The organism is Micromonospora sp. CPCC 206171, from assembly GCF_036906755.1.
GTDB classification, from domain to species: domain Bacteria; phylum Actinomycetota; class Actinomycetes; order Mycobacteriales; family Micromonosporaceae; genus Micromonospora; species Micromonospora purpureochromogenes.
In genome coordinates this window covers 144,324-168,338 of sequence record NZ_JBAKHT010000010.1, presented here as the reverse complement: position 1 = coordinate 168,338, position 24,015 = coordinate 144,324, and the positions used below count along the sequence as shown (strand labels likewise).

27 protein-coding genes are annotated in these 24,015 nt (G+C 73.6%); 6 read left to right on the top strand and 21 right to left on the bottom strand.

What is annotated here, in order from left to right; genetic code table 11:
- Window positions 1-83: 83 nt before the first annotated feature.
- A complete protein-coding gene (locus V6U89_RS14815; protein WP_334571596.1) occupies window positions 84-620 on the bottom strand; it encodes a hypothetical protein in 537 nt (178 codons plus the stop codon).
- 109 nt (window positions 621-729) lie between these two features.
- Here V6U89_RS14815 and V6U89_RS14810 point away from each other — a divergent pair, with 109 nt between their 5' ends.
- Both V6U89_RS14810 and V6U89_RS14805 read left to right on the top strand, forming a co-directional pair.
- A complete protein-coding gene (locus V6U89_RS14810; RefSeq protein WP_334571595.1) occupies window positions 730-1,965 on the top strand; it encodes a GNAT family N-acetyltransferase in 1,236 nt (411 codons plus the stop codon).
- 46 nt (window positions 1,966-2,011) lie between these two features.
- Window positions 2,012-2,341, top strand: coding sequence for a hypothetical protein (locus V6U89_RS14805; RefSeq protein WP_334571594.1), 330 nt, complete (start codon window positions 2,012-2,014; stop codon window positions 2,339-2,341).
- Between the two features lie 73 nt (window positions 2,342-2,414).
- On the opposite strand, the gene V6U89_RS14800 is transcribed toward V6U89_RS14805, so the two are convergent.
- The 4 genes from V6U89_RS14800 to V6U89_RS14785 form a co-directional block, all read right to left on the bottom strand.
- Complete coding sequence (locus V6U89_RS14800; RefSeq protein WP_334571593.1) at window positions 2,415-2,882, bottom strand: ribose-5-phosphate isomerase; 468 nt, start codon at window positions 2,880-2,882, stop codon at window positions 2,415-2,417.
- A 71-nt stretch (window positions 2,883-2,953) separates the two neighbouring features.
- Window positions 2,954-4,156 (bottom strand): DUF1015 family protein, encoded by a 1,203-nt coding sequence (locus tag V6U89_RS14795; protein WP_334571592.1) that lies wholly within the window; start codon window positions 4,154-4,156, stop codon window positions 2,954-2,956.
- Between the two features lie 71 nt (window positions 4,157-4,227).
- On the bottom strand, window positions 4,228-4,548 hold the full coding sequence (locus V6U89_RS14790) for a hypothetical protein (protein WP_334571591.1): 321 nt from the start codon (window positions 4,546-4,548) through the stop codon (window positions 4,228-4,230).
- A 316-nt stretch (window positions 4,549-4,864) separates the two neighbouring features.
- Window positions 4,865-5,464, bottom strand: a complete 600-nt coding sequence (locus tag V6U89_RS14785; RefSeq protein WP_442933927.1) for a mycothiol-dependent nitroreductase Rv2466c family protein — start codon at window positions 5,462-5,464, stop codon at window positions 4,865-4,867.
- 250 nt (window positions 5,465-5,714) lie between these two features.
- Between V6U89_RS14785 and pepN the strand changes: the two genes are divergently transcribed.
- A complete protein-coding gene (gene pepN, locus V6U89_RS14780; RefSeq protein ID WP_334571589.1) occupies window positions 5,715-8,261 on the top strand; it encodes an aminopeptidase N in 2,547 nt (848 codons plus the stop codon).
- 120 nt (window positions 8,262-8,381) lie between these two features.
- On the opposite strand, the gene V6U89_RS14775 is transcribed toward pepN, so the two are convergent.
- The 16 genes from V6U89_RS14775 to V6U89_RS14700 all read right to left on the bottom strand — a co-directional run bounded on the left by V6U89_RS14775 (window position 8,382) and on the right by V6U89_RS14700 (window position 21,941).
- Window positions 8,382-8,789 carry a DUF5130 family protein gene (locus tag V6U89_RS14775; protein WP_334571588.1) on the bottom strand — a complete coding sequence of 136 codons (408 nt, stop codon included), beginning with the start codon at window positions 8,787-8,789 and terminating at the stop codon, window positions 8,382-8,384.
- Window positions 8,776-9,060, bottom strand: a complete 285-nt coding sequence (gene ctaJ / locus V6U89_RS14770; RefSeq protein ID WP_088960713.1) for an aa3-type cytochrome oxidase subunit CtaJ — start codon at window positions 9,058-9,060, stop codon at window positions 8,776-8,778. The genes V6U89_RS14775 and ctaJ overlap by 14 nt, the downstream gene beginning before the upstream one ends.
- Window positions 9,061-9,133: 73 nt before the next feature.
- Complete coding sequence (locus V6U89_RS14765) at window positions 9,134-10,597, bottom strand: amidase (RefSeq protein WP_334571587.1); 1,464 nt, start codon at window positions 10,595-10,597, stop codon at window positions 9,134-9,136.
- A 74-nt stretch (window positions 10,598-10,671) separates the two neighbouring features.
- Window positions 10,672-11,097 (bottom strand): PIN domain-containing protein, encoded by a 426-nt coding sequence (locus V6U89_RS14760; RefSeq protein WP_334571586.1) that lies wholly within the window; start codon window positions 11,095-11,097, stop codon window positions 10,672-10,674.
- Complete coding sequence (locus V6U89_RS14755; RefSeq protein WP_334571585.1) at window positions 11,094-11,312, bottom strand: type II toxin-antitoxin system VapB family antitoxin; 219 nt, start codon at window positions 11,310-11,312, stop codon at window positions 11,094-11,096. The genes V6U89_RS14760 and V6U89_RS14755 overlap by 4 nt, the downstream gene beginning before the upstream one ends.
- A 28-nt stretch (window positions 11,313-11,340) precedes the next feature.
- Entirely contained in the window at window positions 11,341-12,351 is a 1,011-nt protein-coding gene (locus tag V6U89_RS14750; RefSeq protein ID WP_334571584.1) for an amidohydrolase family protein, read from the bottom strand.
- The gene (locus tag V6U89_RS14745; RefSeq protein ID WP_334571583.1) at window positions 12,351-12,875 is read right to left on the bottom strand and encodes a 3-hydroxyanthranilate 3,4-dioxygenase; all 525 of its coding nucleotides are present in this window, start codon (window positions 12,873-12,875) and stop codon (window positions 12,351-12,353) included. Before V6U89_RS14745 ends, V6U89_RS14750 begins: the two co-directional genes overlap by 1 nt.
- On the bottom strand, window positions 12,872-13,300 hold the full coding sequence (locus V6U89_RS14740) for a RidA family protein (protein ID WP_334571581.1): 429 nt from the start codon (window positions 13,298-13,300) through the stop codon (window positions 12,872-12,874). Before V6U89_RS14740 ends, V6U89_RS14745 begins: the two co-directional genes overlap by 4 nt.
- On the bottom strand, window positions 13,297-14,070 hold the full coding sequence (locus tag V6U89_RS14735; RefSeq protein WP_334571580.1) for a 2-keto-4-pentenoate hydratase: 774 nt from the start codon (window positions 14,068-14,070) through the stop codon (window positions 13,297-13,299). Before V6U89_RS14735 ends, V6U89_RS14740 begins: the two co-directional genes overlap by 4 nt.
- Window positions 14,067-15,161, bottom strand: a complete 1,095-nt coding sequence (gene dmpG / locus V6U89_RS14730; protein WP_334571579.1) for a 4-hydroxy-2-oxovalerate aldolase — start codon at window positions 15,159-15,161, stop codon at window positions 14,067-14,069. Before dmpG ends, V6U89_RS14735 begins: the two co-directional genes overlap by 4 nt.
- A complete protein-coding gene (locus V6U89_RS14725) occupies window positions 15,158-16,096 on the bottom strand; it encodes an acetaldehyde dehydrogenase (acetylating) (RefSeq protein WP_334571578.1) in 939 nt (312 codons plus the stop codon). The genes dmpG and V6U89_RS14725 overlap by 4 nt, the downstream gene beginning before the upstream one ends.
- Window positions 16,093-16,890, bottom strand: a complete 798-nt coding sequence (locus V6U89_RS14720) for a 2-keto-4-pentenoate hydratase (protein ID WP_334571577.1) — start codon at window positions 16,888-16,890, stop codon at window positions 16,093-16,095. Before V6U89_RS14720 ends, V6U89_RS14725 begins: the two co-directional genes overlap by 4 nt.
- 17 nt (window positions 16,891-16,907) lie before the next feature.
- Window positions 16,908-18,389: a 2-hydroxymuconic semialdehyde dehydrogenase gene (locus V6U89_RS14715; protein WP_334571619.1), complete on the bottom strand. Its 1,482-nt coding sequence runs from the start codon at window positions 18,387-18,389 to the stop codon at window positions 16,908-16,910.
- Between the two features lie 20 nt (window positions 18,390-18,409).
- The gene (locus V6U89_RS14710; RefSeq protein ID WP_334571576.1) at window positions 18,410-19,747 is read right to left on the bottom strand and encodes an FAD-dependent oxidoreductase; all 1,338 of its coding nucleotides are present in this window, start codon (window positions 19,745-19,747) and stop codon (window positions 18,410-18,412) included.
- Window positions 19,744-21,024, bottom strand: coding sequence for a kynureninase (gene kynU / locus V6U89_RS14705; protein ID WP_334571575.1), 1,281 nt, complete (start codon window positions 21,022-21,024; stop codon window positions 19,744-19,746). Before kynU ends, V6U89_RS14710 begins: the two co-directional genes overlap by 4 nt.
- Window positions 21,025-21,038: 14 nt before the next feature.
- Window positions 21,039-21,941: a tryptophan 2,3-dioxygenase gene (locus tag V6U89_RS14700; RefSeq protein WP_334571574.1), complete on the bottom strand. Its 903-nt coding sequence runs from the start codon at window positions 21,939-21,941 to the stop codon at window positions 21,039-21,041.
- A 146-nt stretch (window positions 21,942-22,087) separates the two neighbouring features.
- On the opposite strand from V6U89_RS14700, the gene V6U89_RS14695 reads away from it, so the two are divergent.
- The 3 genes from V6U89_RS14695 to V6U89_RS14685 all read left to right on the top strand — a co-directional run bounded on the left by V6U89_RS14695 (window position 22,088) and on the right by V6U89_RS14685 (window position 24,006).
- Window positions 22,088-22,561, top strand: a complete 474-nt coding sequence (locus tag V6U89_RS14695) for an Lrp/AsnC family transcriptional regulator (RefSeq protein WP_210775998.1) — start codon at window positions 22,088-22,090, stop codon at window positions 22,559-22,561.
- A 137-nt stretch (window positions 22,562-22,698) separates the two neighbouring features.
- Window positions 22,699-23,175: a hypothetical protein gene (locus tag V6U89_RS14690; RefSeq protein ID WP_334571618.1), complete on the top strand. Its 477-nt coding sequence runs from the start codon at window positions 22,699-22,701 to the stop codon at window positions 23,173-23,175.
- Window positions 23,176-23,187: 12 nt separating this feature from the next.
- Window positions 23,188-24,006 carry a class F sortase gene (locus V6U89_RS14685; protein WP_334571571.1) on the top strand — a complete coding sequence of 273 codons (819 nt, stop codon included), beginning with the start codon at window positions 23,188-23,190 and terminating at the stop codon, window positions 24,004-24,006.
- Window positions 24,007-24,015: the final 9 nt, after the last annotated feature.

Sequence of the window (24,015 nt, the reverse complement as noted above, 5' to 3'; positions counted from 1 at the left end):
TGGAGAACGACCCGTTGTCGCGGCCTCCCGCGACCGGACGCGCGGGCGGGTCGGCCCCGGCCGATCCGCCCGCGACGTACGAGTCAGTTGCCGGTGACGAAGTTCCAGACCGACACGACCCACTCGGTCTGCTGGAGGTAGGCGACCCCGACGCCGACCAGGAAGATCGCGGTCACCAGGTGCGCGCCGCGCGCGCCGCGCCGGATCCGGCCCAGCTGGCGCTCCCAGATCACCCGCCCGATCAGGCGGGACAGCGCGAAGAGGCCGACCGCCACCAGCAGGCTCAGCACGAAGGTGAGCAGCGGCGCGCCCAGGTCGCCCCGCCCGGAGATGGCCCAGATCCCCCAGCAGACGAAGGCGAAGAGCGCCCCCGCCATGCTCCACTCGCGGCCCTGGCGCAGCTGTGCCAGGTGCCAGCTCATCGGCCGGCGCGGCGCCGGCTCGTTCCAGGTGTGCTCGTCGCTGCCCACGGTGGGGAACTGCTCGGTGCGTGGGGTGCGCGGCCGCCCGACGGAGGCGACGCCGGGGCGGAACGCGTCCCGCTGCGGCGGCACCCCGACACCGGGCTGCGGCGGCACCTCGACTGTCCGCTCCGCCCACGGTTGTGTCTGGTCTGCCATCTCGTGTCCTCCCCTGACCGGCGCCGGCCTCCGGCCGACCCGCCGTCTTCGAGGGTAGCCAGCCGGCAAATCGGTCGCCGCCCCGCCGACGATGGGCTAAACAGGGGCGATGACCCACCCCGTCGCCGACGTGCAGGTCCCGGCCGCGTCCGACTTCGACGAGATCGCCGACCTGATGGGTGACGCGTTCCACAGCGCGTTCGACACCGAGGCCCGCGAGGTCGAGCGGGGCGTCTTCGAGCCGGACCGGTCGCTGCTGGTCCGCGACGGCGGTCGGGCGGTGGCGCACGCCTCCGCCTTCACCCGGACGCTCACCGTCCCCGGGGCGACGGTGGCGGCGGCGCACGTCACCATGGTCGCGGTGGCCGTCACCCACCGGCGCCGCGGCCTGCTCAGCACGCTGATGGGCCGCCAGCTACGGGAGATCTACGACACCGGCCGGGAGCCGGTCGCGGTGCTGTGGGCCAGCGAGGGACGGATCTACCCCCGGTTCGGCTACGGCCTGGCCGCGCAGCGCCTCGCCGTCGACTGCCCGGCCACCGCCGAAGTGCGGCTGCCGGAGCCGGCGTCCGCGCCGGGCGCCCTCCGCCTGGCCGACCCGGTCGCGTCGCAACCCGAGCTGGCCCGGGTGTACGACCGGGTGCGCCCGGACCGCCCCGGCTGGTCGGACCGGGACGAGCGCTGGTGGCGGTACGTGCTGGCCGACCCGACCGCCTGGCGGGGCGGGGCGACCCCGCGCCGGGCGTTGCTGCACGAGGGGCCGGACGGCGTGGACGGGTACGCGCTCTGGCGGACCCGGGAGGAGTGGGACCAGCGCGGGCCGCGCGGGCAGGTACGGGTGGACGAGGTGGTCGCGGCCGAACCCGAGGCGTACCTGGCGCTGTGGCGGACGCTCTTCTCGATCGACCTGACCCGGCAGCTCTCCTGCGGCCGGGTCGCCGTGGACGAGCCGCTGCTGCGCCTGGTGGACGAACCCCGCCGGCTCGGCGCCCAGCTGGTCGACGCGCTCTGGGTGCGGGTGGTGGACGTCCCGGCCGCGCTGGCTGCCCGCCGGTACCCGACCGCCGTCGACGTGGTGATCGAGGTCACCGACGAGCTGCTGCCGGAGAACACCGGGCGCTGGCGGCTCAGCGGCGGTCCCACCGGCGCGGTGTGCGTCCGCACCGACGATCCCGGGGAGCTGGCGTGTGACGTACGCGGCCTCGGCGAGTTGTACCTCGGCGGCGTGGCGCCGGCCGCGCTGGCCGCCACGGGTCGGCTCCGCGAGCTGCGTCCCGGCGCGCTCGCCGCCGTCGGCCCGGCCTTCGGCTGGCACCGTGCCGCGGGGGCGATGGAGGTCTTCTGAGCGCCGGCGGGGCCACCGGAGCCGGTGCGGGCGGTACGGTCGGCTGATGGCGGATGCGGAGCGACGGAGACGCCGGCTGCGGCACCAGCCGGACGGGGTGGCCGAGGACGGCGGCGGTCCGGCGGCGGCCACAGCTGAGGTGCACGACGGCACGCCCGCGCCCCGGACGCGGCGCGGCGGCGGAGCCGAGGAGAGCGAGCGGGGCCTGCGGGGGCTGGTCGGTTCCGGTTCCTCCCAGGTGGGGGTCGGCGCGGCGCTGCGGGCCCGGGACGCCGCCCGGCCGACCGACGCGGACCTGGCCGAGGCGGAGGCCCGGCTGGTGATCGTCCGCCGCAACTGGGTGCCCCGCGAGGACCTGCCCCGCTCCGGCCGGTGACGGCAGGGGCCGGCCCGCACGGGCCGGCCTCGGACGCGGACCCGGCCCGGTGGGGCCGGGGGTCAGCCGACGGTCAGGGCAGTTCGGGGAGCTGGCGGGTGCGCTCGTACTCGGCCATCTGGGCGATCCGGCGGGAGTGCCGCGGGTTGCCCGAGAAGGGCGTGGTGAGGAACGCCTCGACGATGGCGGTCGCCTCGTCCAGGGTGTGCTGGCGGGCGCCGACGGCCACCACGTTGGCGTCGTTGTGCTCCCGGCCGAGCTGGGCGGTCTCGACGTTCCAGGCCAGTGCTGCCCGGACACCGGCGATCTTGTTGGCGGCGATCTGCTCGCCGTTGCCGGAGCCGCCGATGACCACCCCGAGGCTGCCCAGGTCGTTGACCACCCGGTCACCGGTGTGCAGGCAGAAGGCCGGGTAGTCGTCGTCCGGGTCGAAGGCGTGCGGCCCGACGTCCACCAGCTCGTAGCCCTGCTTGGCCAGGTGGTTGGCCAGGTGCACCTTCAACTCGAAACCGGCGTGGTCGGATCCCAGGTAGACGCGCATACCGCGCAGTCTGTCAGGCCCCGCCCCGGCACGTCGCGCGGGCGGCGTACCGGGGCGGATTCGTCACAGCGTCACCGGGGCAGCTCGGCGACGACCAGGCCGCCGCGCGCCTTCGGGGTGAACCAGGTGCTCTTGCGGGGCATCTTCTCCCGGGCCAGGTTCACCGCGACGAAGTCGTCCACGGTCACCGGGGCGATGAGGATCGCCAGCTCGGCCCGGCCGGCGTCGACCTCGCCGGTGAGCCAGCTCGCCGGGTAGTCGCCGCCGACGTAGGTGATCCGCTTGTCGCCCGGGTCGAGGCCGAGCGCGTCGCGCAGCAGCAGCCGCTCGACCAGCGCGTGGTCCAGGTTCTCCAGCCGGGCGGCACCCTCGTCGTGCGGCAGCGTGACCGCGTACCCCTGGCCGGGGAGCCGGAGGTGGACGGTGCCGCCGGCCGGCGGGACCTCGACCGGGCCGTCGATCGGGGTGATCGTGGCGCCGGCGGCGCGCAGCCGGTCGAGCAGCTCGCCTGGAGTGGTGGTCAGCTCGCTGACCAGCCGGTTGTAGGGCTGGATGGCGACCGACGCCGGGGTGGTGACCACCGACAGGAAGCGGGGCAGCCCGCCGGTCTGCGCGGCCAGGCTGCGGTGGTTGCCGTCGGCGACCACCAGCTCGCCGCCGCCGGCCAGCGCGGTCAGCTCGTCCTGCTGCGGGCCGGGGCCGAGCAGCCAGATGGCGTGCGTACGGCCGGCCTGGTCGGTGTCGGTCGCGGCGGGGGCGCCGGCGGACTCGGTCGCCGCCGCGAGGGCGGCGTGCAGCTCGTCGCCCCGCCCGGTCTGGAGCAGGAGTACGGGTGAGAGCAGGTGCCCCAGCGCCTCGGCGAGGGCCACCCGCTCGCGCACCTTGGCGATGAAGACGTCCTCGTTGCGGATGACCAGGCCGGGCTCGTCGGCGCTGGTGGAGATCTGGTCGGTGTCCACCATGGCGAAGAGCCCGTACGCCGACTCCTCGCCCGGGGCGCTGATCCGGTAGAGCACCACGACCTGCTCGGCCGGGGTGTAGCTGCCGTCGGCCTTGGCCTCGGCGAGGCGGGCCACCGCGTCGCCGAGCGCGTCGAGGAAGGACTTGCCGAGGCTCTCCGGCGCCCGGTGGGGCATCTCGATGCCGAGGGCACTGTGCGGGTTCGCCTCGATGATCGCGGTGATCTCCGCGTCGTCGGCGAACTCGTCGTAGTTCTGCGCGCCGGTGCCGCCAGTGGTGATCCAGGCCCGGGCGATCGGATGCACGACCGTCATGGGAGTTGACGCTACCGGCGCCGGCCGCCCCGATGACGCGGACCCCGCGCCCGGTCCACCAGATGAACCGGTCATCCCCGCTCGGCCGGCTCCTTGACGCGGCGGTGCCGTCCGGTCTGGGCGGGGACGGACGCGCCACCGCGCGCGGGCGCGGAGCCACCCGGGCCGGTCGGCCGAGCGGACGGGGCGCCCGGTGGGGTGGCCCGGCAGGTGACCGGGACGCGGGCGACGCCGACCACGATCGGCGGGGCGAGCAGGTCGACCATCTCGACGGGAAGCTCGGGGCTGACCGCCGGCCAGTGGCAGTCGTCGACCGACCAGTACGTGGTGGGGTCGGCCACCTCCTGCCCCGTCGACGGGTCGTCAGCGGACGGACGGCGGTGCTTGGCCATCGGGAAAGCCTCCGGGTCGGCCGGGTGCGGCCGCTGCGGCCGCTGCGCTGGACAACCGGAAAAACGACACCGTGCCCGGGAGGGTGACGCGGCGTCGGAGTCGGCGATGGCCCGGGGCCGGCCGCCGGCGACCACGGCCCGACCACGAACGCCGCCGCCGAGGTGGACGGGCGTCGGAGTCGGACGCGGCCCGGCGCGGTCAGCGGGTCCGCTCGAGGGGCGAACCCGGTGCGCGGACGCTGTCACACCGTCCTCTCCCCCGGGCCGGGTCGTCGCCCCGGACCGGACGCGCTCGGCCTGGGGCGACGGCCCCCGTTCAGTCGAAGATCGGGCCGAGCTCGCGGGAGCGCTTGAGTTCGTAGAAGCCCGGGGTGCCGGCGACCAGCAGGACGCCGTCCCAGAGCCGTCCGGCGGCCTCGCCCTTCGGGGCCGGCGTGATCACCGGGCCGAAGAAGGCCACCTGGCGGCCGTCCGGGCCCGGCGCGTGGATGACCGGGGTGCCGACGTCGGTGCCGACAGGCCGCATCCCGGCCTCGTGGCTGGCCCGCAGCGCCTCGTCGTACTCGGCAGTGTCGGCGACGCCGGCCAGCGCCGGGTCCAGGCCGACGTCGGTGAGGGCGGCCTTGAACAGCTCCGGGCCGAGCTGCTCCTTACCGAGGTGGATCCGGGTGCCCATGGCGGTGTAGAGCTTCGCCAGCGTCTCCTGTCCGTGCTGCTGCTCGACGGCCACGCAGACGCGTACCGGGCCCCAGCCCTTGTTCATCAGCTCCTGGTACTCCTCGGGCAGGTCCCGACCCTCGTTGAGCACCGAGAGGCTCATCACGTGGAAGCGGATGTCCACGTCCCGGACCTTCTCGACCTCCAGCAGCCAGCGGGAGGCGATCCACGCCCAGGGGCACAGGGGGTCGAACCACATGTCGACGGTGACACGATCGGTCACGGTGAGGTCCCTTCACGACTGGTGACGCACCGGGCAGCCCCCGGCGCCGCTGCCTCGATCCTCACCCCGCAGGGCATCGGCTGGTAGCGGAATGAGAGCGTGACCTCGACCACCGCGGGGCGTCGGTGCATGGAAGACTCGGTCCGGGCCGGCCGTCACGAGCGGCCGACCGGGCTGGCGCAGCCGCGAGGCGGCGAGAGTGGGATGGAGACGAAAAGTGCCGGGAGTGCGCAACCTGACCCAGGTGGAGGCCACCGAGCGGGCCCGCCTGCTGGAGGTGACCGGGTACGACATCAGCCTGGACCTGTCGACCGCCGTGCAGGCCGAGGGCCGCACGTTCCGGTCGGTGACCGAGGTCCGGTTCCGCTGCGCCGAGCCGGGTGCCGGCACCTTCATCGAGACCGCCGCCGAGTCGGTGCGGTCGGCGACGCTCAACGGCGCGCCGGTCGACCTCTCCGGCTGGTCGGCCGAGAAGGGCCTGGCGCTGTCCGGGCTGGCCGCGGAGAACACCCTCGTCGTGGACGCCGACTTCGCGTACTCCAACAGCGGGCAGGGCCTGCACCGCACGGTGGACCCGGTCGACGGCGAGACCTACCTCTACAGCCAGTTCGAGACGGCCGACGCGCAGCGGGTCTTCGCCTGCTTCGACCAGCCCGACCTGAAGAGCGTCTACACCTGGCACGCCACCGTCCCCGACCACTGGCGCGTGGTGTCCAACATGCCGGTGGAGCGCGAGGAGCCGGCCGGCGAGGCGCTCAAGACCGTCCACTTCGTGGAGTCGGCCCGGATGAGCACCTACATCACCGCGCTCTGCGCCGGGCCGTACCACGAGGTGCGGGACAGCCACGACGGCATCGACCTGGGGGTCTTCTGCCGGGCCTCGATGGCGCCGCACCTGGACTCCGACGACCTGTTCCTGATCACCAAGCAGGGCTTCGACTTCTTCCACGAGCAGTTCGGGGTGCGCTACCCGCTGCCCAAGTACGACCAGCTCTGGGTGCCGGACTTCAACGCCGGCGCGATGGAGAACTTCGGCTGCGTCACGCACGCCGAGTCGCACTACCTGTTCCGCTCCCAGGTCACCGACTTCGAGTACGAGCAGCGGGCCAACACGATCCTGCACGAGCTGGCGCACATGTGGTTCGGTGACCTCGTCACCATGCGCTGGTGGAACGACCTGTGGCTCAACGAGTCGTTCGCCGAGTGGGCCAGCCACTGGTGCAACACCCACGCCACCCGGTTCTCCGAGGCCTGGACGACCTTCCTGTCGATCCGGAAGAACTGGGGATACCGGCAGGACCAGCTCTCCTCCACCCACCCGGTGTACTGCGAGATGCCGGACCTGGAGGCGGTCGAGGTCAACTTCGACGGCATCACCTACGCCAAGGGCGCGAGCGTGCTCAAGCAGCTCGTCGCGTACGTCGGCGAGGAGCCGTTCGTGGCCGGCCTGCGGGCGTACTTCGGCAAGCACGCCTGGGGCAACGCCACCTTCGACGACCTGCTCTCCGAGCTGGAGACCGCCTCCGGCCGGGAGCTGCGCAAGTTCGCCGCGCAGTGGCTGGAGACCGCCCAGGTCAACACGCTGCGCCCCGAGGTGACCATCGGCGACGACGGGACGTACCAGCGGGTGCTGGTCCGCCAGGAGGCGCCGGCGGGGCACCCGACGCTGCGTACCCACCGCATCGGCGTGGGCCTCTACGACCTCGCCGACGGCCGGCTGGTCCGCCGGGAGCGGATCGAGGTCGACGTGACCGGCGAGCAGACCGAGCTCTCCGCGCTGCCCGGCACGCGGGCCGCCGACGTGCTGCTGCTCAACGACGACGACCTGACGTACACCAAGCTGCGGCTGGACGAGCGGTCGATGGCCACCGTGGTGCAGCACATCGCCGGGCTGGAGTCCTCGCTGGCCCGGGCCCTGTGCTGGACGGCCGCCTGGGACATGACCCGCGACGCCGAGCTCGCCGCCCGCGACTACGTGGCGCTGGTGCTGGCCGGGCTCCCCGCCGAGACCGACATCAACCTGGTCACCGCCACCCTGCGCCAGGCGAGCACCACGCTCACCGTCTACGCCGACCCGGCCTGGGCGCCGACCGGCTGGGCGGAGCTGGCCCGTACCGCGAGGACGGCGCTGTCCGCCGCCGAGCCGGGCAGCGGCTTCCAGCTCGCCTGGGCCCGCGCGTACGCCTCGGCGGCCCGCTCCGCAGAGGACCTGGCGACCCTGCGCGGCTGGCTGGACGGCAACGGCGTACCGGCCGGGCTGACCATCGACACCGAGCTGCGCTGGACGGTCCTCCAGTCGCTGGTGGCCAACGGGGCGGCCGGCGCCGCCGAGGTCGAGGCCGAGCTGGCCGCCGACCGGACGGCCAGTGGCGAGCGGGAGGCCGCGTACGCGCACGCGCTGGTGCCGACCGCCGAGAACAAGGCGGCGGTCTGGGCCGAGCTGACCGGCCCGCAGTCGCTGCCGAACTGGCGCAACCGCGCGCTGCTGCAGGGCTTCACCCACCCGGCGCAGGTGGAGCTCACCGCGCCGTACCGGGAGAAGTACTTCGCCAGCGTGGCGCAGGTCTGGGCGCAGCGGGACAGCGAGCCGGCGCAGGAGTTCGTCCAGCTCGCCTACCCGGCGTACCTGGTCGCGGAGGAGACGGTGGCGGCCACCGACGCCTGGCTGGCGCAGGACGGGCACCCGGCGCCGCTGCGCCGGCTGGTCGCCGAGGGCCGCGACGGGGTGGTCCGCTCGCTCAGGGCCCGCGCCAAGGACGCCCAGAGCGCCTGACCAGGAGTACCCGGTCCGGGGCCGGCGTGGGCGAGAGCCCACGCCGGCCCCGCCCCGTTGTCGGAAGCACGAAGCCCGGCCCGCGTGACGCGGGCCGGGCTTCGTCGTACGTGCGGGTGCTCAGGCCCTGCCGGCGTGGCTGGCGAGCTGGTCGAGGCCGTTGATGATGCCACCGGCCAGGTCGCCGCCGCCGAACGCCGCCACCATCGACAGCGCGGCGAGCCGGGCGTACGTGTCGGGGATGCGCTTGCGGGCGTGCCGACCGGTGACCACCTCCAGCTGACGCTGGTTGGGCGACACCGCGATCAGGACGGACCGGTCGGGCTCGGCGAGCTGGCGGTGCAGGCGCTCGGCGTGCTCGCGGACCGGCTCGTCGAGGCCGCCCACGTAGACCGAGAAGACCAGGCCGGTGCCCTGGTCGGCCAGGCGGAGCGCCTCGTCGATGCGCAGCAGCTGGCGGGTCGAGAACGGCCCGTCCAGCACGTCGGGCGGGTTACCCGTCCCGGTCTGCATGTCACCAACGGTCACTTGCGCCTCCGGTTCCACCGGCCGGCGCTTCGATGCCGGCCTGCTCGAGCTTGTGGCTGGTCAGCGCCGGCGCCTGCGCGCCCGCGGACAGGGCGGTGCCGGCCGAGTCGGCCAGCTGCTCCGGGCGACCCAGGAACCAGACCGGGGTGAAGTCGAAGCGACGGCCCGGCCGGTAGCGCTTGGACCCGCCGCCACCACGGCGATTGCTGGCGAACACCAGACCGACGATCACCAGCATCACCGCCGCCGGGATGCCGACGAAGATCAGCAACGTCTCAGTGACAGACAATCCCAACGCCCCCAGGCGGAAGATAGCGACCAGAGCATCCGGGTCGGGTGGACGATCATGGCGCCGACCGCCCGACTCCGCTGCCATTCACGTTAGCGGAGTCGACGCCCCGCCAGATTGCGGGGTGCCGATCCCATCCGCCACTGCAGTGTTCCAGTTGCGCTGCCGTGGCGATCAGTCGGGCGTCGTCGCCGTAGCGACCGGTCAGCAGCACCCCGACGGGCAGCTCGGTCGCGGTACGCCCGAGCGGTAGCGAGACGGACGGATCTCCCGTCACGTTGAACACCGCGCAGTACGGCGAGAACCGGCGCTGCAGGTCGAAATCGGTCGCCGGGTCGGCGGCGGCGGTGAACCAGCCGACCGGCGCCTGGGGTGCGGCCAGGGTGGGGCAGAGCAGCAGGTCGCAGTCGGCGGTGCGGCGGGCGCCGAGGCGTACCTGGGCCTGAATCTCGCCGAGGGTGGCCATCAGCGCGCCGGCGCCGACGGCCGCGCCCCGGGCGCGGAGGAACCGGGTCAGCGGCAGCAGTTCGGACTCCCGCTCCGGCGGCACCGGGGCCAGCGCCAGCACGTACCAGAGGCTCTCGAAGAGCGGCCACACCGCGGGGCCGAGCGGCCGGTCGACCTCGACCACCTCGTGGCCGGCGGCGGTGAGCAGCGCGGCGGCCCGGTCCACCGCGGCGACGCAGTCGGGGTGGACCGGCTCGTCGGCGAGCATCGGGGCGTCGAAGCGGCCGATCCGCAGGCGGCCCGGGGCGGCCCGGCGGGCGACGCCGAGGTAGCCGCCGTCGGGTCGCGGCGGCGGCAGGTACGGCTCGCCGGGCACCGGCACCGCCATCGCGTCGAGCAGCGCGGCGACGTCGGCGACCGTACGCCCGAGCGGGCCGTTGGTGGGCAGGCCGAACGCGCCGAAGCCGAGCGGGCCACCGGAGACCAGGCCGCGGCTCGGCTTGTAGCCGACCAGGCCGCAGAGGGCGGCCGGGATGCGCAGCGACCCGCCGCCGTCGGAGCCCTGGGCGACCGGGACCAGGCCGGTGGCCACCGCGGCCGCCGCGCCGCCGCTGGAGCCGCCGGCGGTGTACGCCAGGTCCCACGGGTTGCGGGCCGGCGGCGCCACCAGCCCCTCCGAGTAGAGCGAGCAGCCCAGCTCGGAGGTGGTGGTCTTGCCGAGGCTGACCAGCCCGGCGGCGGCCATCAGCCGGACCACGTCGGCGTCCACCGGCGGGACGAAGCCGGCGAACGCCGCCGAGCCGAAGGTGGTGCGCACCCCGGCGGTGAGGGTCAGGTCCTTGATCGCGGTCGGTACGCCGTGCAGCGGCCCGCGCCCCGCGACCGGCACCGCGTCGGCGGCCCGGGCGGCGGCGAGGGCGCGTTCGGGCGTGACGGTGACGAACGCGCCGACGGTGTCGCCGAGCGCGTCCACCCGGTGCAGGTGGTGCGTGACCAGATCGACGCTGGAGAGCTCGCCCCGCGCGACGGCGGCGGCCTGCTCCAGCGCGGTCAGGTCGTGCGGCTCGGCCATGCCGCCATCCTGCCCGCTCGGCGGCCGGTTGGCTCGCCGACACGACCGGGACGCAGATCCGTGCCGACGTGGCGTCAGGAGAGGGTGCCCGCCGGGGCGACCCACTCAGACTGTGGGCCACCGACCTCGCTCAGGAGGTCGAAGTCACGGTCATAGTGCAGAACGGTCGCAGAGTATTCGGCGGCCGTGGCGGCGACGGTCACGTCAACCGGGCTGGCGGCACGGTGGTGACCTCGGGCGGTCAGCGCCAACTGCAGGTCACGGGCTCGCGTGCAGACCGCAGCGGTGACCGGCAGGTCCACCATGAGTTGCGCGCGCCGGGCACGGATGGTCATGGCGTCGCGGAAGTCCCGCGCGCTGCGGCCGTCCTCGAGATCCAGCGGAAGGCATGTTGCCGCGAGGCCCTCCTCGAGGATCGCCGCGAGTCGCTTCTGGACCACCGGCAGACGCATCCGGGCCCAGGCCGACGTGTCGATCAGATAGAGGCCGCTCGGAGTCACGCGGCATCCTGCTGGCCGCGTGGTGTCTTGTCGTCGTTCAGGATCCCGGTCCAGTCGCGGTCGACGGACAGCAGTTCGCGTACGGCCTCCAGCCGCTCACTGCGTTCCGCCACCAACCGCAGCGCCGCGTGGATCGTGTCCTTCTTACTCTTGGTGCCCAGCTCACGCCGCGCGCGTTCGAGCAGGTCATCATCGAGGTCGATAACAGTCTTCACGAGAAGACTATATAACGCCATGCAATGTTTATATACCCGGCCGGCCGAGGAAGCGTAGCGCGTTGCCGCCGAGCAGCTTGTCGCGCTGCTCCCCGGTGAGGAAGTCGGCCTCGTGGACCACCCGCCCGACCGGCCGCTCCCCCAGCGGGTACGGGTAGTCGCTGCCCACCAGCACCCGGTCCGCGCCCATGGTGTCCACCAGCAGCCGCAGCGCGGCCTGGGCGAACACCACCGAGTCGACGCTGAACCGGTCGGCGTAGGAGCTGGGCGGGGCGGTCGAGGCGCCGCGTACCAGGTCGCCACGGCGGTGCCAGGCGTTGTCGGCGCGGCCCAGCCAGAACGGGAAGCTGCCGCCGCCGTGCGCGAAGCAGATCCGCAGCGTCTCCGGCACCCGGTCGAAGACCCCGCCGAGGATGAGCGCCAGCACCGACAGGTGCGTCTCGGCGGGCATGCCGGTGAGCCAGCGGGCCATCCACCGGTCCAGCCGGGGACCGCCCGGCATGTCCCAGGGGTGCACGAAGACCGGCGCGCTCACCTGGGCGCAGTGGGTCAGGAACTGCACGATGCCGGCGTCGTCGAGGTCGCGGTCGCCGACGTGGTTGCCGATCTCCACGCCGACGTGCCCGGCCGCCAGGCAGCGGTCCAGCTCGGCGCAGGCCGCGTCCGGGTCCTGCAACGGCACCTGGCAGAACGGCACCAGCCGGTCCCCACCGGCGGCGGTGACCTCCAGGGTGAGGTCGTTGAAGATCCGGGCGACCTTCACCGCCTGGTCGGCGGGGCGGTCGTAGGAGAAGAAGACCGGCGTCGGAGAGACCACCTGCACGTCGACGCCGTCGGTGGCCATGTCGGCCAGCCGGGTCGGCGCGTCCCAGCACTCCGCGCCGACCGGACGGAACTCGGTCTCCCCCACCATGATCATGGCGGCGCGCTCGGAGTCCACCCGCAACCAGGGCCAGCCGGACCCGCCGCACGCCGCGGCGAGGTCCGGCCACCCCTTCGGTACGACGTGCGTGTGCACGTCGACGACCGGTGGACGCATCAGCCCTTGCCCGGGTGCAGCGTGCCGCACTTGTCGCAGGTGCGCGCGGACTCGTCGGCGTAGAACGCCTGGAAGACCGGGGGCAGGTCGGCGGCGATGTCGCGTACCTGCAACTCCACCTCGTGCACCTTGTGCCCGCACTCGGGGCAGTACCACTGGAACTTCTCCAGCGTGCCCTCCTCGCGGACCCGCTCCACCACCACGCCGATCGAGCCGGGCTCGGGACGCTGCGGCGAGTGCGGGGTGTTGCGCGGCAGCATCCACATCTGACCCTCGCGCACGTGCACCGTACGCGGCCCCTCGGGCGTCATCAGGTTGATGTGCATGTTGCCCTTGACCTGGTAGAAGAACTCCTCGTACGGGTCGACGTGGAAGTCGGTGCGCTGGTTGGGCCCGCCCACCACCATCACGATGAAGTCGTCCCCGCCCGGGAACATCTCCTTGTTGCCCACCGGCGGCTTCAGCAGGTGCTGGTTCTCCGCGATCCAGCCCGGGAAGCTGAACGGCTCGGCGATCTCACTCACGACTGACCTCCTTGGGGAAGCAGGGCGACGGCCTGGATCTCGATCAGCAGGTGCGGGTGCGGCAACTGGTGCACGGCAACGGTCGTCCGGGTCGGCCCGGACGCGTCGAAGAACTCCGCCCACACCTCGTTGTAACCACCGAAATCGTTCATGTTGACCAGGTACGAGGTCACCTGGACGAGGTCGGACAGGTCCGCACCGACCGACCGCAGCAGATCACGGATGTTCTCGATGACCGCCCGGGTCTGCACCCGGATGTCGAGGTCCGTGGTGCCGAACTCGTCCACCGACACGCCGGCGAAGGTGTTGTCCGGCCGCCGCGACGACGTACCCGAGACGAAGACGAACCCGCCCGCCACCTTGACGTGCGGAAACGCCCCCCGCGGCACCGCCTTGCCGCTGACCACGCGCGCCGACCCGGTCACGACGCGGCCCGGAGCGAGGCGGTGCCGAGCTTCTCCACCACGGCCCGCACGTGGGCACCGGGACGCAGCGGCACCGCAGCGGTGGCGGCGCCGGCGAGGAAGACCCACCCGGAGTGCAGCCGCACCCCGTGCCGGCCGGCCAACCGGATGCCCTCGTCCAGCGCCCGGCGCGGGTCGCCGAGGATCGCCGCCGTCGAGCCGACCTGCGCCACCCGCCCGTCGATCTCCAGCAGCACGCCCAGGTTGTCCAGCCCGTCGGGCACCGGCGACCACGGCCCGACCACGAATGCCGCCGCCGAGGTGTTGTCGGCGACCACGTCCGGCAGGGAGAAGGTGAAGTTCGCGTAGCGGGAGTCGATCAGCTCGATCGCCGGGGCGACCGCGCGGACGGCGTCGGCGAAGGCGCCGACCGGCTCGCCCGGGTCGGGGAGCCGGTCCAGCAGGAACGCGACCTCCGGCTCGACCCGTGGGTGGATGAAGTCGGCCACGTCGACCGTGCCGCCGTCGGGGACCCGCATCACGTCGGTGAGCCGGCCCCAGATCACCTCGTCCACGCCGACCTGGGCCATCTTCGCCTTGCTGGTCAGCCCCATCTTGAGCCCGACCAGCCGCTCACCCCGGTCCAGCCGGCGCTGCAGCAGCGCGGTCTGCACCGCGTACGCGGCGGCGACGTCCAGGCCGGTCTCGGCGGCCAGCTGCGGGATCGCGGTGGCCGAGTCCGCGGCCACGCCCAGCCGCTCGGCGATCCCCGCGACGTCCACCCCGATCATGCGGCCTCCCCCTGCTCCTCGCGGCCGGTCAACTGCTCGTCACGGCCGGCCAGGTCCAGCGCCACGTCCACGATCATGTCCTCCTGGCCGCCGACCATCCGCCGCCGGCCCAGCTCGACCAGGATCGAGCGGACGTCCACGCCGTACTTCGCCGAGGCCCGCTCGGCATGCCGCAGGAAGCTGGAGTAGACCCCGGCGTACCCGAGGGAGAGCGTCTCCCGGTCGACCTGGACCGGGCGGTCCTGCAGCGGCCGGACGATGTCGTCGGCCGCGTCCATCAGTGCGAAGACGTCGCAGCCGTGCTTCCAGCCGTGCAGCTCGGCGACCGCGACGAAGACCTCCAGCGGGGCGTTGCCGGCCCCGGCGCCCATCCCGGCCAGCGATGCGTCCACCCGGACCGTACGGCCGTGCGGGGCGTCCGGGCCGGCCGGCCCGTCACCGGCGATCCGGCCGTGCTCGACGGCGAGCACGCTGTTGGCCACCCCGAGCGACAGGTTGTGGTGGGCGTGGATGCCGATTTGCGTCTCCGGCCGGAGCACCTGCCGGTACGCGTCGACCCGCTGCGCCACGTCGGACATCAGCAGCCGGCCGCCGGAGTCGGTGACGTAGACGCAGTGCGCCCCGTACGACTCCATCAGCCTGGCCTGGGCGGCCAGCCCGGCCGGGTCGTTCATGTGCGACATCATCAGGAACCCGGCGACGTCCATGCCGTTCTCCCGGGCCCAGGAGATGTGCTGGGCGGAGATGTCCGCCTCGGTGCAGTGGGTGGCGATCCGGACGCTGGTCACCCCGAGCGCCTTCGCCGCCTTCAGGTCGGCGATGGTGCCGATCCCGGGCAGCAGCAGGGTGGTCAGCTTCGCGGTGGTCAGCACCTCGGCGGCGGCGGAGATCCAGTCGGCGTCGCTGGCCGCGCCGTGGCCGTAGTTGACGCTGGAGCCGGCCAGCCCGTCGCCGTGCGCCACCTCGATGGCGGCCACTCCGGCGGCGTCCAGCGCGGCGGCGATGGTGCGCACCTGGTCGACGGTGTAGCGGTGGGCGATGGCGTGCATGCCGTCGCGCAGCGTCACGTCCTGGATGTACAGGTCGGTCATGCCGCCACCTCCGTGCTGCTCGCGCGGCGGGCCACCAGCCGCTCCGCGGTACGCAGCGCGGCCGAGGTCATGATGTCCAGGTTCCCGGCGTACGCCGGCAGGTAGTGCCCGGCCCCGGAGACCTCCAGGAAGACCGAGACCTGCCAGCCGGTCAGGTGCCGCCCGAGCGACGGCAAGTAGGTGTCGACCCGGTCGAACTGCACGTCCTGCTTGAGCCGGTAGCCGGGGACGTACTCCTGGACGGTGGCCACCATGTCGGCCACCGAGGCGGCGATGGCGGCCCGGTCGGCGTCGGGGTCCGGGCAGAGGCAGTAGACGGTGTCGCGCATCAGCAGCGGCGGGTCGGCCGGGTTGAGCACGATGATCGCCTTGCCGCGTTCCGCGCCGCCGACCACCTCGATCGCCCGGGCGGTGGTCTCGGTGAACTCGTCGATGTTGGCCCGGGTGCCCGGTCCGGCCGACTTCGAGGCGATCGACGCGACGATCTCCGCGTACGCGACCCGGGTGACCCGGCCGACGGCGGCGACGATCGGCACGGTGGCCTGCCCACCGCAGGTGACCATGTTGACGTTGCTCTCGTGCAGGTGCTCGTCCAGGTTGACCGGGGGCACCACGTACGGGCCGATGGCCGCCGGGGTCAGGTCGACCACCGTACGGCCGTGCGCCCGCAGCACGGCGTCGTTGTGCCGGTGCGCGCCGGCCGAGGTGGCGTCGAAGACCAGCTCCACGTCGGCGAACTCGGGCAGGGCGACGAGCCCGTCCACGCCGTCGGCGGTGGTGGCCACGCCGAGCCGCCGCGCCCGGGCCAGGCCGTCGGACTCCGGGTCGATGCCGGCCATCGCCACCATCCGGAGGCTGTCGCTGAGCCGCAACACCTTGATCATCAGATCGGTGCCGATGTTGCCGGATCCGATCACCGCCACACCCGTGGTCATGCCCCGGCCTCCTTCGTGAAACAGGTCCGCACCGAACCGAGCCCGGAGATCCGGGCCTCGTACGCGGCGCCCGGGGTGACCGGCACCATCGGGCCGAGCGCCCCGGAGAGCACCACGTCGCCCGCGCGCAGCGGGTCCCCGGCCCGGGCCATCGTCCGGACCAGCCACTCCAGCGCGTGCAACGGATTGCCGAGGCAGGCCGCCCCGGCGCCCACCGAGACCGGCTCACCGGCGTGCTCCAGCACCATGCCGCACAGCCGCAGGTCCACGTCGGCGAGCCGGCGGGGTGTGGTGCCGAGCACGAACATCCCGCTGGAGGCGTTGTCGGCAACGGTGTCCACGATGGAGATGTCCCAGCCGGCGATCCGCGAGTCGACGATCTCGATGGCCGGGAGCACGTGGTCGACCGCCCGGAGCAGGTCCACGGTGGTGACCCGCTCGTCGGTCAGGTCCGCGCCGAGCACGAAGGCGATCTCCGCCTCCACCCGGGGCTGGAGCAGGCGCTCGATCGGCACCTCGACGCCGTCGCCGACCGCCATCGCGTCGGTCAGCACCCCGAAGTCCGGCTGGAAGACGCCGAAGTTCTCCTGCACCGCCCGGGAGGTCAGCCCGATCTTCGCGCCCACCCGGCGCTCGCCCCGGCCCTGCCACGCCCGCGCCTGCAACTGCTGCACCCGGTACGCCGACTCGACGTCGCCCTCCGGCAGCAGCCGCCCGCGCAGCGGTGGGCAGGGCTTCCCGCTGGTGCGGGCCTCGGCCAACTCCCGGTTCGCCGCTTCGATGTCAGCTCTCACGCCGGCTCCTCGCCCGCTCACGACAGGTCCACGCAGACGTTGGTCAGTTCGGAGTAGAAGTCCAGCGAGTGCGCGCCACCCTCCCGGCCGATGCCGGAGGCCTTCACGCCGCCGAACGGGGTGCGCAGGTCGCGCAGGAACCAGGTGTTCACCCAGACGATGCCGGCGTCCAGCCGGGCGCCGGCCCGGTGCGCCCGGCCCACGTCCCGGGTCCAGACCGTCGCCGCCAGGCCGTACTCGGTGCCGTTGGCCAGCGCGTACGCCTCGTCCTCGTCGTCGAACGGGGCCACGTGCACGACCGGGCCGAAGATCTCCACGGTGTTGGTCCGCGCCCGCGGGCCGAGCCCGGTCAGCACGGTCGGCTGCACGTACGCCCCGCCGTCGCGGCCGTCGCCGAAGCGCGGCACGCCGCCCCCGGTGAGCACCTCGGCGCCCTCGGTCCGGGCCAGCGCGTAGTGGCCGAGCACCTTGTCCCGGTGGCCGTGCGAGATCAACGGCATGTTCGCGGTGGCCTCGTCGGCCGGCCACCCGTACGCCAGCTCCCCGGCCCGCTTGGCCAGCCGGGCGGTGAACTCCTCGAAGACCGGGCGCTGCACGTAGATCCGCTCGGTGCAGAGGCAGACCTGCCCGCCGTTGGTGAAACTGGAGCGCACCGAGCCGGCCACCGCCGCGTCCAGGTCGGCGTCGGCGAAGACCAGCCCGGCGTTCTTGCCGCCCAGCTCGAACGAGACGGCCTTCACGCCGTCCGCGGCGGCCCGCATGATAGCGCCGCCGGTGGCCGACTCGCCGGTGAAGGTGATCGCGTCGACCCCCGGGTGCCGGGTGAGGAACTCACCGGCCGAGTCCGGGCCGAAGCCGTGCACCAGGTTGAACACCCCGTCCGGCACGCCGGCGGCGGCCATCACCTCGGCCAGCAGCGTCGCCGAGGCGGGCGTCTCCTCGCTGGGCTTGACCACCACGGCGTTGCCGCAGGCCAGCGCCGGGGCCACCTTCCAGGTGAGCAGCAGCAGCGGCAGGTTCCACGGCACGATCACGGCGACCACGCCGACCGGCTTGCGGACGGCGTAGTTCAGCGCCCGGCCGCCGGTCGGGGTGACCGTGGTGAACGACTCGGTCGGGGCGGTCGCCACGATCTCGGCGAAGGCCCGGAAGTTCGCCGCGCCGCGCGGAATGTCGAGGGTGCGGGCCTGCGAGATGGCCTTGCCGGTGTCGGCGACCTCGGCGGTGACCAGGTCGTCGAAGCGGCGCTCCAGCTCGTCGGCGACCCGGCGCAGCACCTCGGCGCGCTCCCGCTCCCCCATCCGGCCCCACGGCCCGCGCAGCGCCGCCCGGGCGGCGGCCACCGCGTCGTCCACCGTGGACTTCGACGCCTCGACCACCTCGAAGACCGGCTCGCCGGTCACCGGGCTGCGCTTGGTGAAGCGCGGCCCCGCGTCGACGAACTCGCCGCCGACGAAGTGGCGCAGCAACCCCGGCCCGTCCGGCGCGCTGCCGGCCATGAGCCGCGCGTCCCAGAGCGTCATCCGCGCCTCCCCCGGCCGATCGCCGCACCCACCGCGCCGACCAGCAACGCCAGCCCGCCCGCGGCCACCGCCCCCACCACCGCGTACTGGCGGCGCACCCGGCGGCGCACCTGCGCGTACGGGGTGGTGGAGAAGGAGACCAGTTCGTACTGCGAAACGTACCGGCCGGGCAGCGCCCGTTCCAGGGCGTGCTCGACCCGCTTGCGGGTCTGGAACACCGGCGAGGCGACCTTGTCCCGCATCTCCACGAAGTTGGCCAGCGCCATCCGGGCGATCGCCTCGGCGTTGTCCTGCCGGCGCCGCTGGTAGAGCGGCAGCGCGGCGGACCAGTCGTCGTCGCACTCGTCCAGGCAGCGGTCCAGTTCGACGACGTCCTCCATGGCGCAGTTGGCGCCCTGGCCGTAGAACGGCACGATGGCGTGCGCCGCGTCGCCGAGCAGCGCCACCTTCCCGGCGACCTGCCAGGGCGCGCAGCGGACCGTGCCCAGCACCCCGACCGGGTTGTGCTGGTAGTCGTCGACCAGGTTGGGCGCGAGCGGGATCAGGTCCGGGTAGTGGGTGGCGAAGTGCCGCTCGATCGCCGCCGGGCTGCCCAGCGAGGCGAAGCTGGCGGTGCCGTGGGTGGGCCAGAAGAGCGTGCAGGTGAACGAGCGGTCCGGGTTGGGCAGCGCGATCATCATGGAGGTGCCGCGCGGCCAGATGTGCAGCGCCGACGGGTCGAGGGCGAAGTCGCCGCCGAGCGGCGGGATGGTGAGTTCCTTGTAGCCGTAGTCGAGGAAGTCCAGGCTCTCGGTCAGCACCCCGTACCCGAGCAGTTGCCCACGCACGGCGGAGCCGGCGCCGTCGGCGCCGAGGACGACCGACGCGGTGGCAGCGACCTTGCCCTGCGGGGTCTCGAAGGTCATCTCGCCGCTGGCCGGATCGAGGCCGACCAGCCGGTGGTCGAAGGCGAGCCGCACCCCGGGCAGCGCGGCGGCGGCGTTGAGCAGGGCGTTGTTCAGCGCGCCCCGGCTGATCGAGTTGATCGCCCGGTCCCCGGAGCCGCTGTACGACTGGAACTGCGGCTCGCCGGCGACCGGGTGGATCATCCGGCCGCGCATCGGCAGGGCGTCCGCCATCACCTGCTCGGCCAGGCCGATGCGGCGCAGCGCGTCCAGGCCGCGCTCGGAGAGCGCCAGGTTGATCGACCGGCCGCGCTCCACCCGCCCGGTCCGCGGGTCCGGCCGCCGCTCGTAGAGGGCCACCGGGTAGCCGCGTCGGGCCAGGTAGCAGGCCAGCAGGCAGCCGGCGAGCCCGGCACCCACCACCGCGATCTCGTCGCGTTCCGCACTCATGGATGCACCTCGGGGACGGTCGCCGCCAGCGCGTCGGCGACCCGCCAGCAGTCGTGGTACGTGGAGTAGAGCGGCACCGGGGCGAACCGGACGATGTCCGGCTCCCGGGCGTCGGCGACCACGCCGTGCTCGTGCCGCAGCCGCTTGGTCAGCTCGGCGGCGCTGCCGGCGCCGATGCGCACCGAGAGCTGGCAGCCCCGCCGGGCCGGATCGCGCGGGGTGACCACGGTCAGCGGCCGGCCGGACGTCACCTCGTCGAGCAGCCGTTCCAGGTAGCCGGTGAGCCGGACGCTGCGCTCCCGCAGGGCCGGCATGCCGACGCGGTCGAAGAGCTCCAGCGAGGTACGCACCGGGCCCATCGCGAAGATCGGCGGGTTGGAGATCTGCCAGGCCTCCACGGTGGCCGGCGGCCGGGAGACCGGGGTCATCTCGAACCGGGTGGCCGCCTCGGTGCTCCACCAGCCCTCGAAGCGGGGCAGTCGGTCATCGCCCAGGTGCCGCTCGTGGACGAAGACCCCGCCCAGCGCGCCGGGCCCGGAGTTGAGGTACTTGTAGGAGCACCAGGCGGCGAAGTCGACGTCCCAGTCGTGCAGCGCCAGCGGCACGTTGCCGGCGGCGTGGGCCAGGTCCCAGCCGACGATCGCGCCGGCCGCCCGGCCGGCGGCGGTGATCGCCGGGATGTCCATCAGCTCGCCGGTGAGGTAGTTGACCCCGCCGAGCAGCACCAGCGCCACCCGGTCGCCCTCGGCGGCCAGGTAGTCGCTCACGTCCTCGGTGCGCAGGGTGTCCTCGCCGGCGCGCGGCGTCAGCCGGACCACGGTGGCGTCCGGGTCCAGACCGTGGAAGCGGGCCTGGCTGCGCACCGCGTAGCTGTCCGAGGGGAAGGCGCTGTCCTCGATGACGATCCGGGTCCGCTCCCCGGCGGGCCGGTAGAAGCTCACCATCAGCAGGTGCAGGTTGACGGTGAGGGAGTTCATCACCACGGTCTCCGCGGGCCGGGCGCCGACCAGTCGCGCGGCGGGCGCCGTCAACAGCTCGTGGTACGGCAGCCACGGCCGCTCCGCCTCCAGGTGCCCCTCGACCCCGAGCCGGCTCCAGGCGTCCAGGTCGGCGAGGAGTTCCGCGCGGGTAGCCCGGGGCTGCAGCCCGAGCGAGTTGCCGGCCAGGTACGCGGTCTGCGGGTAGCGTCCGCCGTCGGCGGGCGGCACGTGGAAGAGGTGCCGGTGCCCGGGGTCGGCGGCGTCGAGGCGGTGCGCCTCCTGCTCCGAGGTGGTCATGTCCCGCCCCCCGCTCACATCGCCGTCCGGGCCGACCACAGCTCCGGGAAGACCACCCGGGCCATGCTGCGTTGCAGCCAGGCCAGTCCGGCCGAGCCGCCGCTGCCGACCTTCGCGCCCATGGTGCGCTGCACGGCCTTGACGTGGTTCCACCGCCAGTCGCCGAACTGCTCGGCCACCTCGGTCAGCGCCTCGCCGAGCAGGCGGAGGTGGTTCTGCGGCCCGCCGTCGTCGTAGATCTCGACCCAGGCCGCCTCGACCGACGGGTGCGGCCGGTGCTCGACGGTGACGTCCCGCTCCAGCAGGTCGGCGGGGAGGTCGTGGCCGTGCCGGGCGAGCAGGGCGATCACGTCGTCCCAGAGGCTCGGCACGTCGAGCGCGGCGCGCAGCTCGTCGTAGACCTCTTCGTGGCGGCGGAACGGCCGGATCAACGCCGGGTCGCGCAGGCCGAGCAGGAACTCCAGCTGCCGGTACATGGCGGACTGGAAGCCGGAGCCCTCGCCGAGCAGGTTGCGGAACCGGTTGAAGTCCGCCGGGGTCATCCAGCGCAGCCCGCGCCAGGCGGCGTTGAGCCCCTCCAGGTGCAGCGCGGCCCGGCGCAGCGGCGCCAGCGCCTCCCACACCCGGTCGGCGCGCAGGTCCCGCTGGGCCTGGCGCAGCTCGTGGCAGGTCAGCCCGAAGTACAGCTCCATGATCTGGCTGACCATCAGGAAGGACATCTCGCCGGGGTCGGTGCTGAGCGGCTGCTGCAGGGTGTGCAGGGTGCTGGCGTGCACGTACGCGTCGTACGGCACCCGGTCGGCGAACTCCAGCGTGGGTTCGCCGCCGTTGCGGGCCGCCCGCGCGGTGCGCTGCTGCGGCGTGACCGGGCGCACCGCGGCGGTCCGGGTGGGCGCCCGCAGATCCGTCTGATCCACCTTGTCGTCTCCTCCGTGAGCCGGGTGACGACATGATGCCCTGGTCACAACGGCGTATGGAATGCCGATTCGACGGCGATCCAGGGTTTCACCTTCTGAGCGGAAGGCTCTTCTGCCGCTCGACCTGCGGAAGGTAAGGTCCACGCGTGGACGAGATGGACTGGGCCCTGCTGCGTGAGCTGCAGACCGACGCGCGGCTGTCGTACAGCGAGCTGTCCCGACGGGTGCACCTGTCCCCGCCGGCGGTGGCCGAGCGGGTGCGCCGGCTGGAGGAGTCCGGCGTGATCACCGGCTACCACGCCCACGTGGACCTGACCCGGGCGGGTCGCGGCGTGGTCGCGCTGATCCGGATGTCCTGCTACGGCTCGCGCTGCATCCTGCACGACCCGGACGTCGCCGGCTGGCCGGAGATCCGGGAGATCCACCGGATCACCGGGGACGCGTGCAGCATGCTCAAGGTCGCCGCCGGCTCGATCACCGAGTTCGAGGCGGTCATCGACCGACTCGCCCCGTACGGCCAGCCGTCCAGCACGATGGTGCTCTCCACCCCGCTGGACTGGCACCCGGTCACCCCGCTGCCGAACCCGCCGGCCGGGGCGCCGGGCACCCGCCGCCGCTGACCCGGGCGGGTTTGCCCCACGGCGAGCGGGAATGCAGGCCCGGACACCCGTCGCAGGATTCCGGCGCACCTGGCCGGGAGGGGAGAATCATGCGGGGGCTCAGCGCGTACCATCGTGCCTTTTCCGCCGTCCTGGCGATGTTCGCCCTGGTCGCGGCGTTCGTCCTGGCGACGGCCACACCGGCCCGGGCCGGGGAGAACACCTTCGTCGAGGTCACGCCGAACACCGCGCAGGCCGGCACCCGGGTCAGCATCCGGGCCAGTTGCGACAACGCCAACAACCAGCAGGCCACCGTGCAGTCGGACGCCTTCGGCCGGGTGGTCCTGCGGCCGGACAACGGCTTCCTGACCGGGGCGGTCACCATCCCGGGCAACAAGCAGCCGGGCGACTACCCGGTCGACCTGCGGTGCGCCAACGGCAACACCGCGTCGACCACCCTGACCGTGCTGAACATGGCCCAGCCGACCAAGGGCCCGGCGACCGGGGGCGGCGGCACCGCCGACGGCCGGGGCGCGGGTTCGCTACTGCTGGTCGGCGGCCTGGCCGTGGTGACCGTGGTGGCCGGGCTCGGGATGTTCGGCGGGAGCCGCCGGCGGGCCGGGACGAACTCCTGACCCCACGTCGCCATGACCCGCACACGCAGACGCACCCCGCGGTCGGGTCGGGACCGGGTCCGCGCCGCGGCCCGGCTGGCGGCCCGTGCGGCCGGCCGCTTCCGCCGGGTGGCCGGCCAGGCCTTCACCGCCAGCGTGACCACGACCGACCCGGTCGCCCACGCCCGTCCGGTACGGCCGGCGGCGCGGCCGGCCCGCTACGGCGGCTACCGGAGCCGGGGGCCGGGCGCCGCGTTCATGGTGATCGCCACCCTGATGGCGCTGATCGTCGCGATGCTCGGCGTCGAACAGGTGACCGGCCTCAGCGTGCTGCCGGACCGGTTCATCGCCGGCCTGCGCCCGCCGCCGAAGAGGTTCCCGGTGCTCCCGGGCAGCCCACCGACCCTGATCTCGATCTCCCGGATCGACGTGCGGGCCCCGGTGCACCACGTCGGGATCGCCCCGGACGGCAGCATCGGGGTGCCCGACGCCGCCCGCGCCCAGGAGGCCGGCTGGTACGACCAGGGACCCGCCCCCGGCCAGTACGGCCCGGCGGTGATCGTCGGGCACGTCGACACCACCACCGGCCCGGCGGTCTTCCACGGGCTGCGGGACCTGCGCGACGGCGACACGGTCGAGGTGACCCGCGAGGACCGGAAGGTGGCGGTCTTCGAGGTGAACCAGGTGCAGCGCTACGGCAAGGAGGACCTGCCGGTGGACGAGGTGTTCGGCGACTTCAGCCGCCCGAACCTGCGACTGATCACCTGCGGCGGCCGGTGGGTGGGCGGCGAGACCGGCTACGCCGACAACGTGGTGGTCTACGCCTCGCTGGTGAAGGCGCGCGACCGGTGACGCGGCGGA

Coding starts and splice junctions, on each gene's coding strand:
- V6U89_RS14750 (WP_334571584.1), bottom strand. CDS start 12,351: ATGCGTCCACCGGTCGTCGACGTGCACACGCACGTCGTACCGAAGGGG.
- V6U89_RS14785 (WP_442933927.1), bottom strand. CDS start 5,464: ATGTGGTTCGACCCCCTGTGCCCCTGGGCGTGGATCGCCTCCCGCTGG.
- V6U89_RS14715 (WP_334571619.1), bottom strand. CDS start 18,389: ATGGCCGGCAGCGCGCCGGACGGGCCGGGGTTGCTGCGCCACTTCGTC.
- V6U89_RS14685 (WP_334571571.1), top strand. CDS start 23,188: ATGACCCGCACACGCAGACGCACCCCGCGGTCGGGTCGGGACCGGGTC.
- V6U89_RS14710 (WP_334571576.1), bottom strand. CDS start 19,747: ATGAGTGCGGAACGCGACGAGATCGCGGTGGTGGGTGCCGGGCTCGCC.
- V6U89_RS14795 (WP_334571592.1), bottom strand. CDS start 4,156: ATGACGGTCGTGCATCCGATCGCCCGGGCCTGGATCACCACTGGCGGC.
- V6U89_RS14690 (WP_334571618.1), top strand. CDS start 22,699: ATGTTCGCCCTGGTCGCGGCGTTCGTCCTGGCGACGGCCACACCGGCC.
- V6U89_RS14790 (WP_334571591.1), bottom strand. CDS start 4,548: ATGGCCAAGCACCGCCGTCCGTCCGCTGACGACCCGTCGACGGGGCAG.
- V6U89_RS14805 (WP_334571594.1), top strand. CDS start 2,012: ATGGCGGATGCGGAGCGACGGAGACGCCGGCTGCGGCACCAGCCGGAC.
- kynU (WP_334571575.1), bottom strand. CDS start 21,024: ATGACCACCTCGGAGCAGGAGGCGCACCGCCTCGACGCCGCCGACCCC.
- V6U89_RS14800 (WP_334571593.1), bottom strand. CDS start 2,882: ATGCGCGTCTACCTGGGATCCGACCACGCCGGTTTCGAGTTGAAGGTG.
- V6U89_RS14725 (WP_334571578.1), bottom strand. CDS start 16,096: ATGACCACGGGTGTGGCGGTGATCGGATCCGGCAACATCGGCACCGAT.
- dmpG (WP_334571579.1), bottom strand. CDS start 15,161: ATGACCGACCTGTACATCCAGGACGTGACGCTGCGCGACGGCATGCAC.
- V6U89_RS14815 (WP_334571596.1), bottom strand. CDS start 620: ATGGCAGACCAGACACAACCGTGGGCGGAGCGGACAGTCGAGGTGCCG.
- V6U89_RS14810 (WP_334571595.1), top strand. CDS start 730: ATGACCCACCCCGTCGCCGACGTGCAGGTCCCGGCCGCGTCCGACTTC.
- V6U89_RS14735 (WP_334571580.1), bottom strand. CDS start 14,070: ATGATCGGGGTGGACGTCGCGGGGATCGCCGAGCGGCTGGGCGTGGCC.
- V6U89_RS14765 (WP_334571587.1), bottom strand. CDS start 10,597: ATGGCCGAGCCGCACGACCTGACCGCGCTGGAGCAGGCCGCCGCCGTC.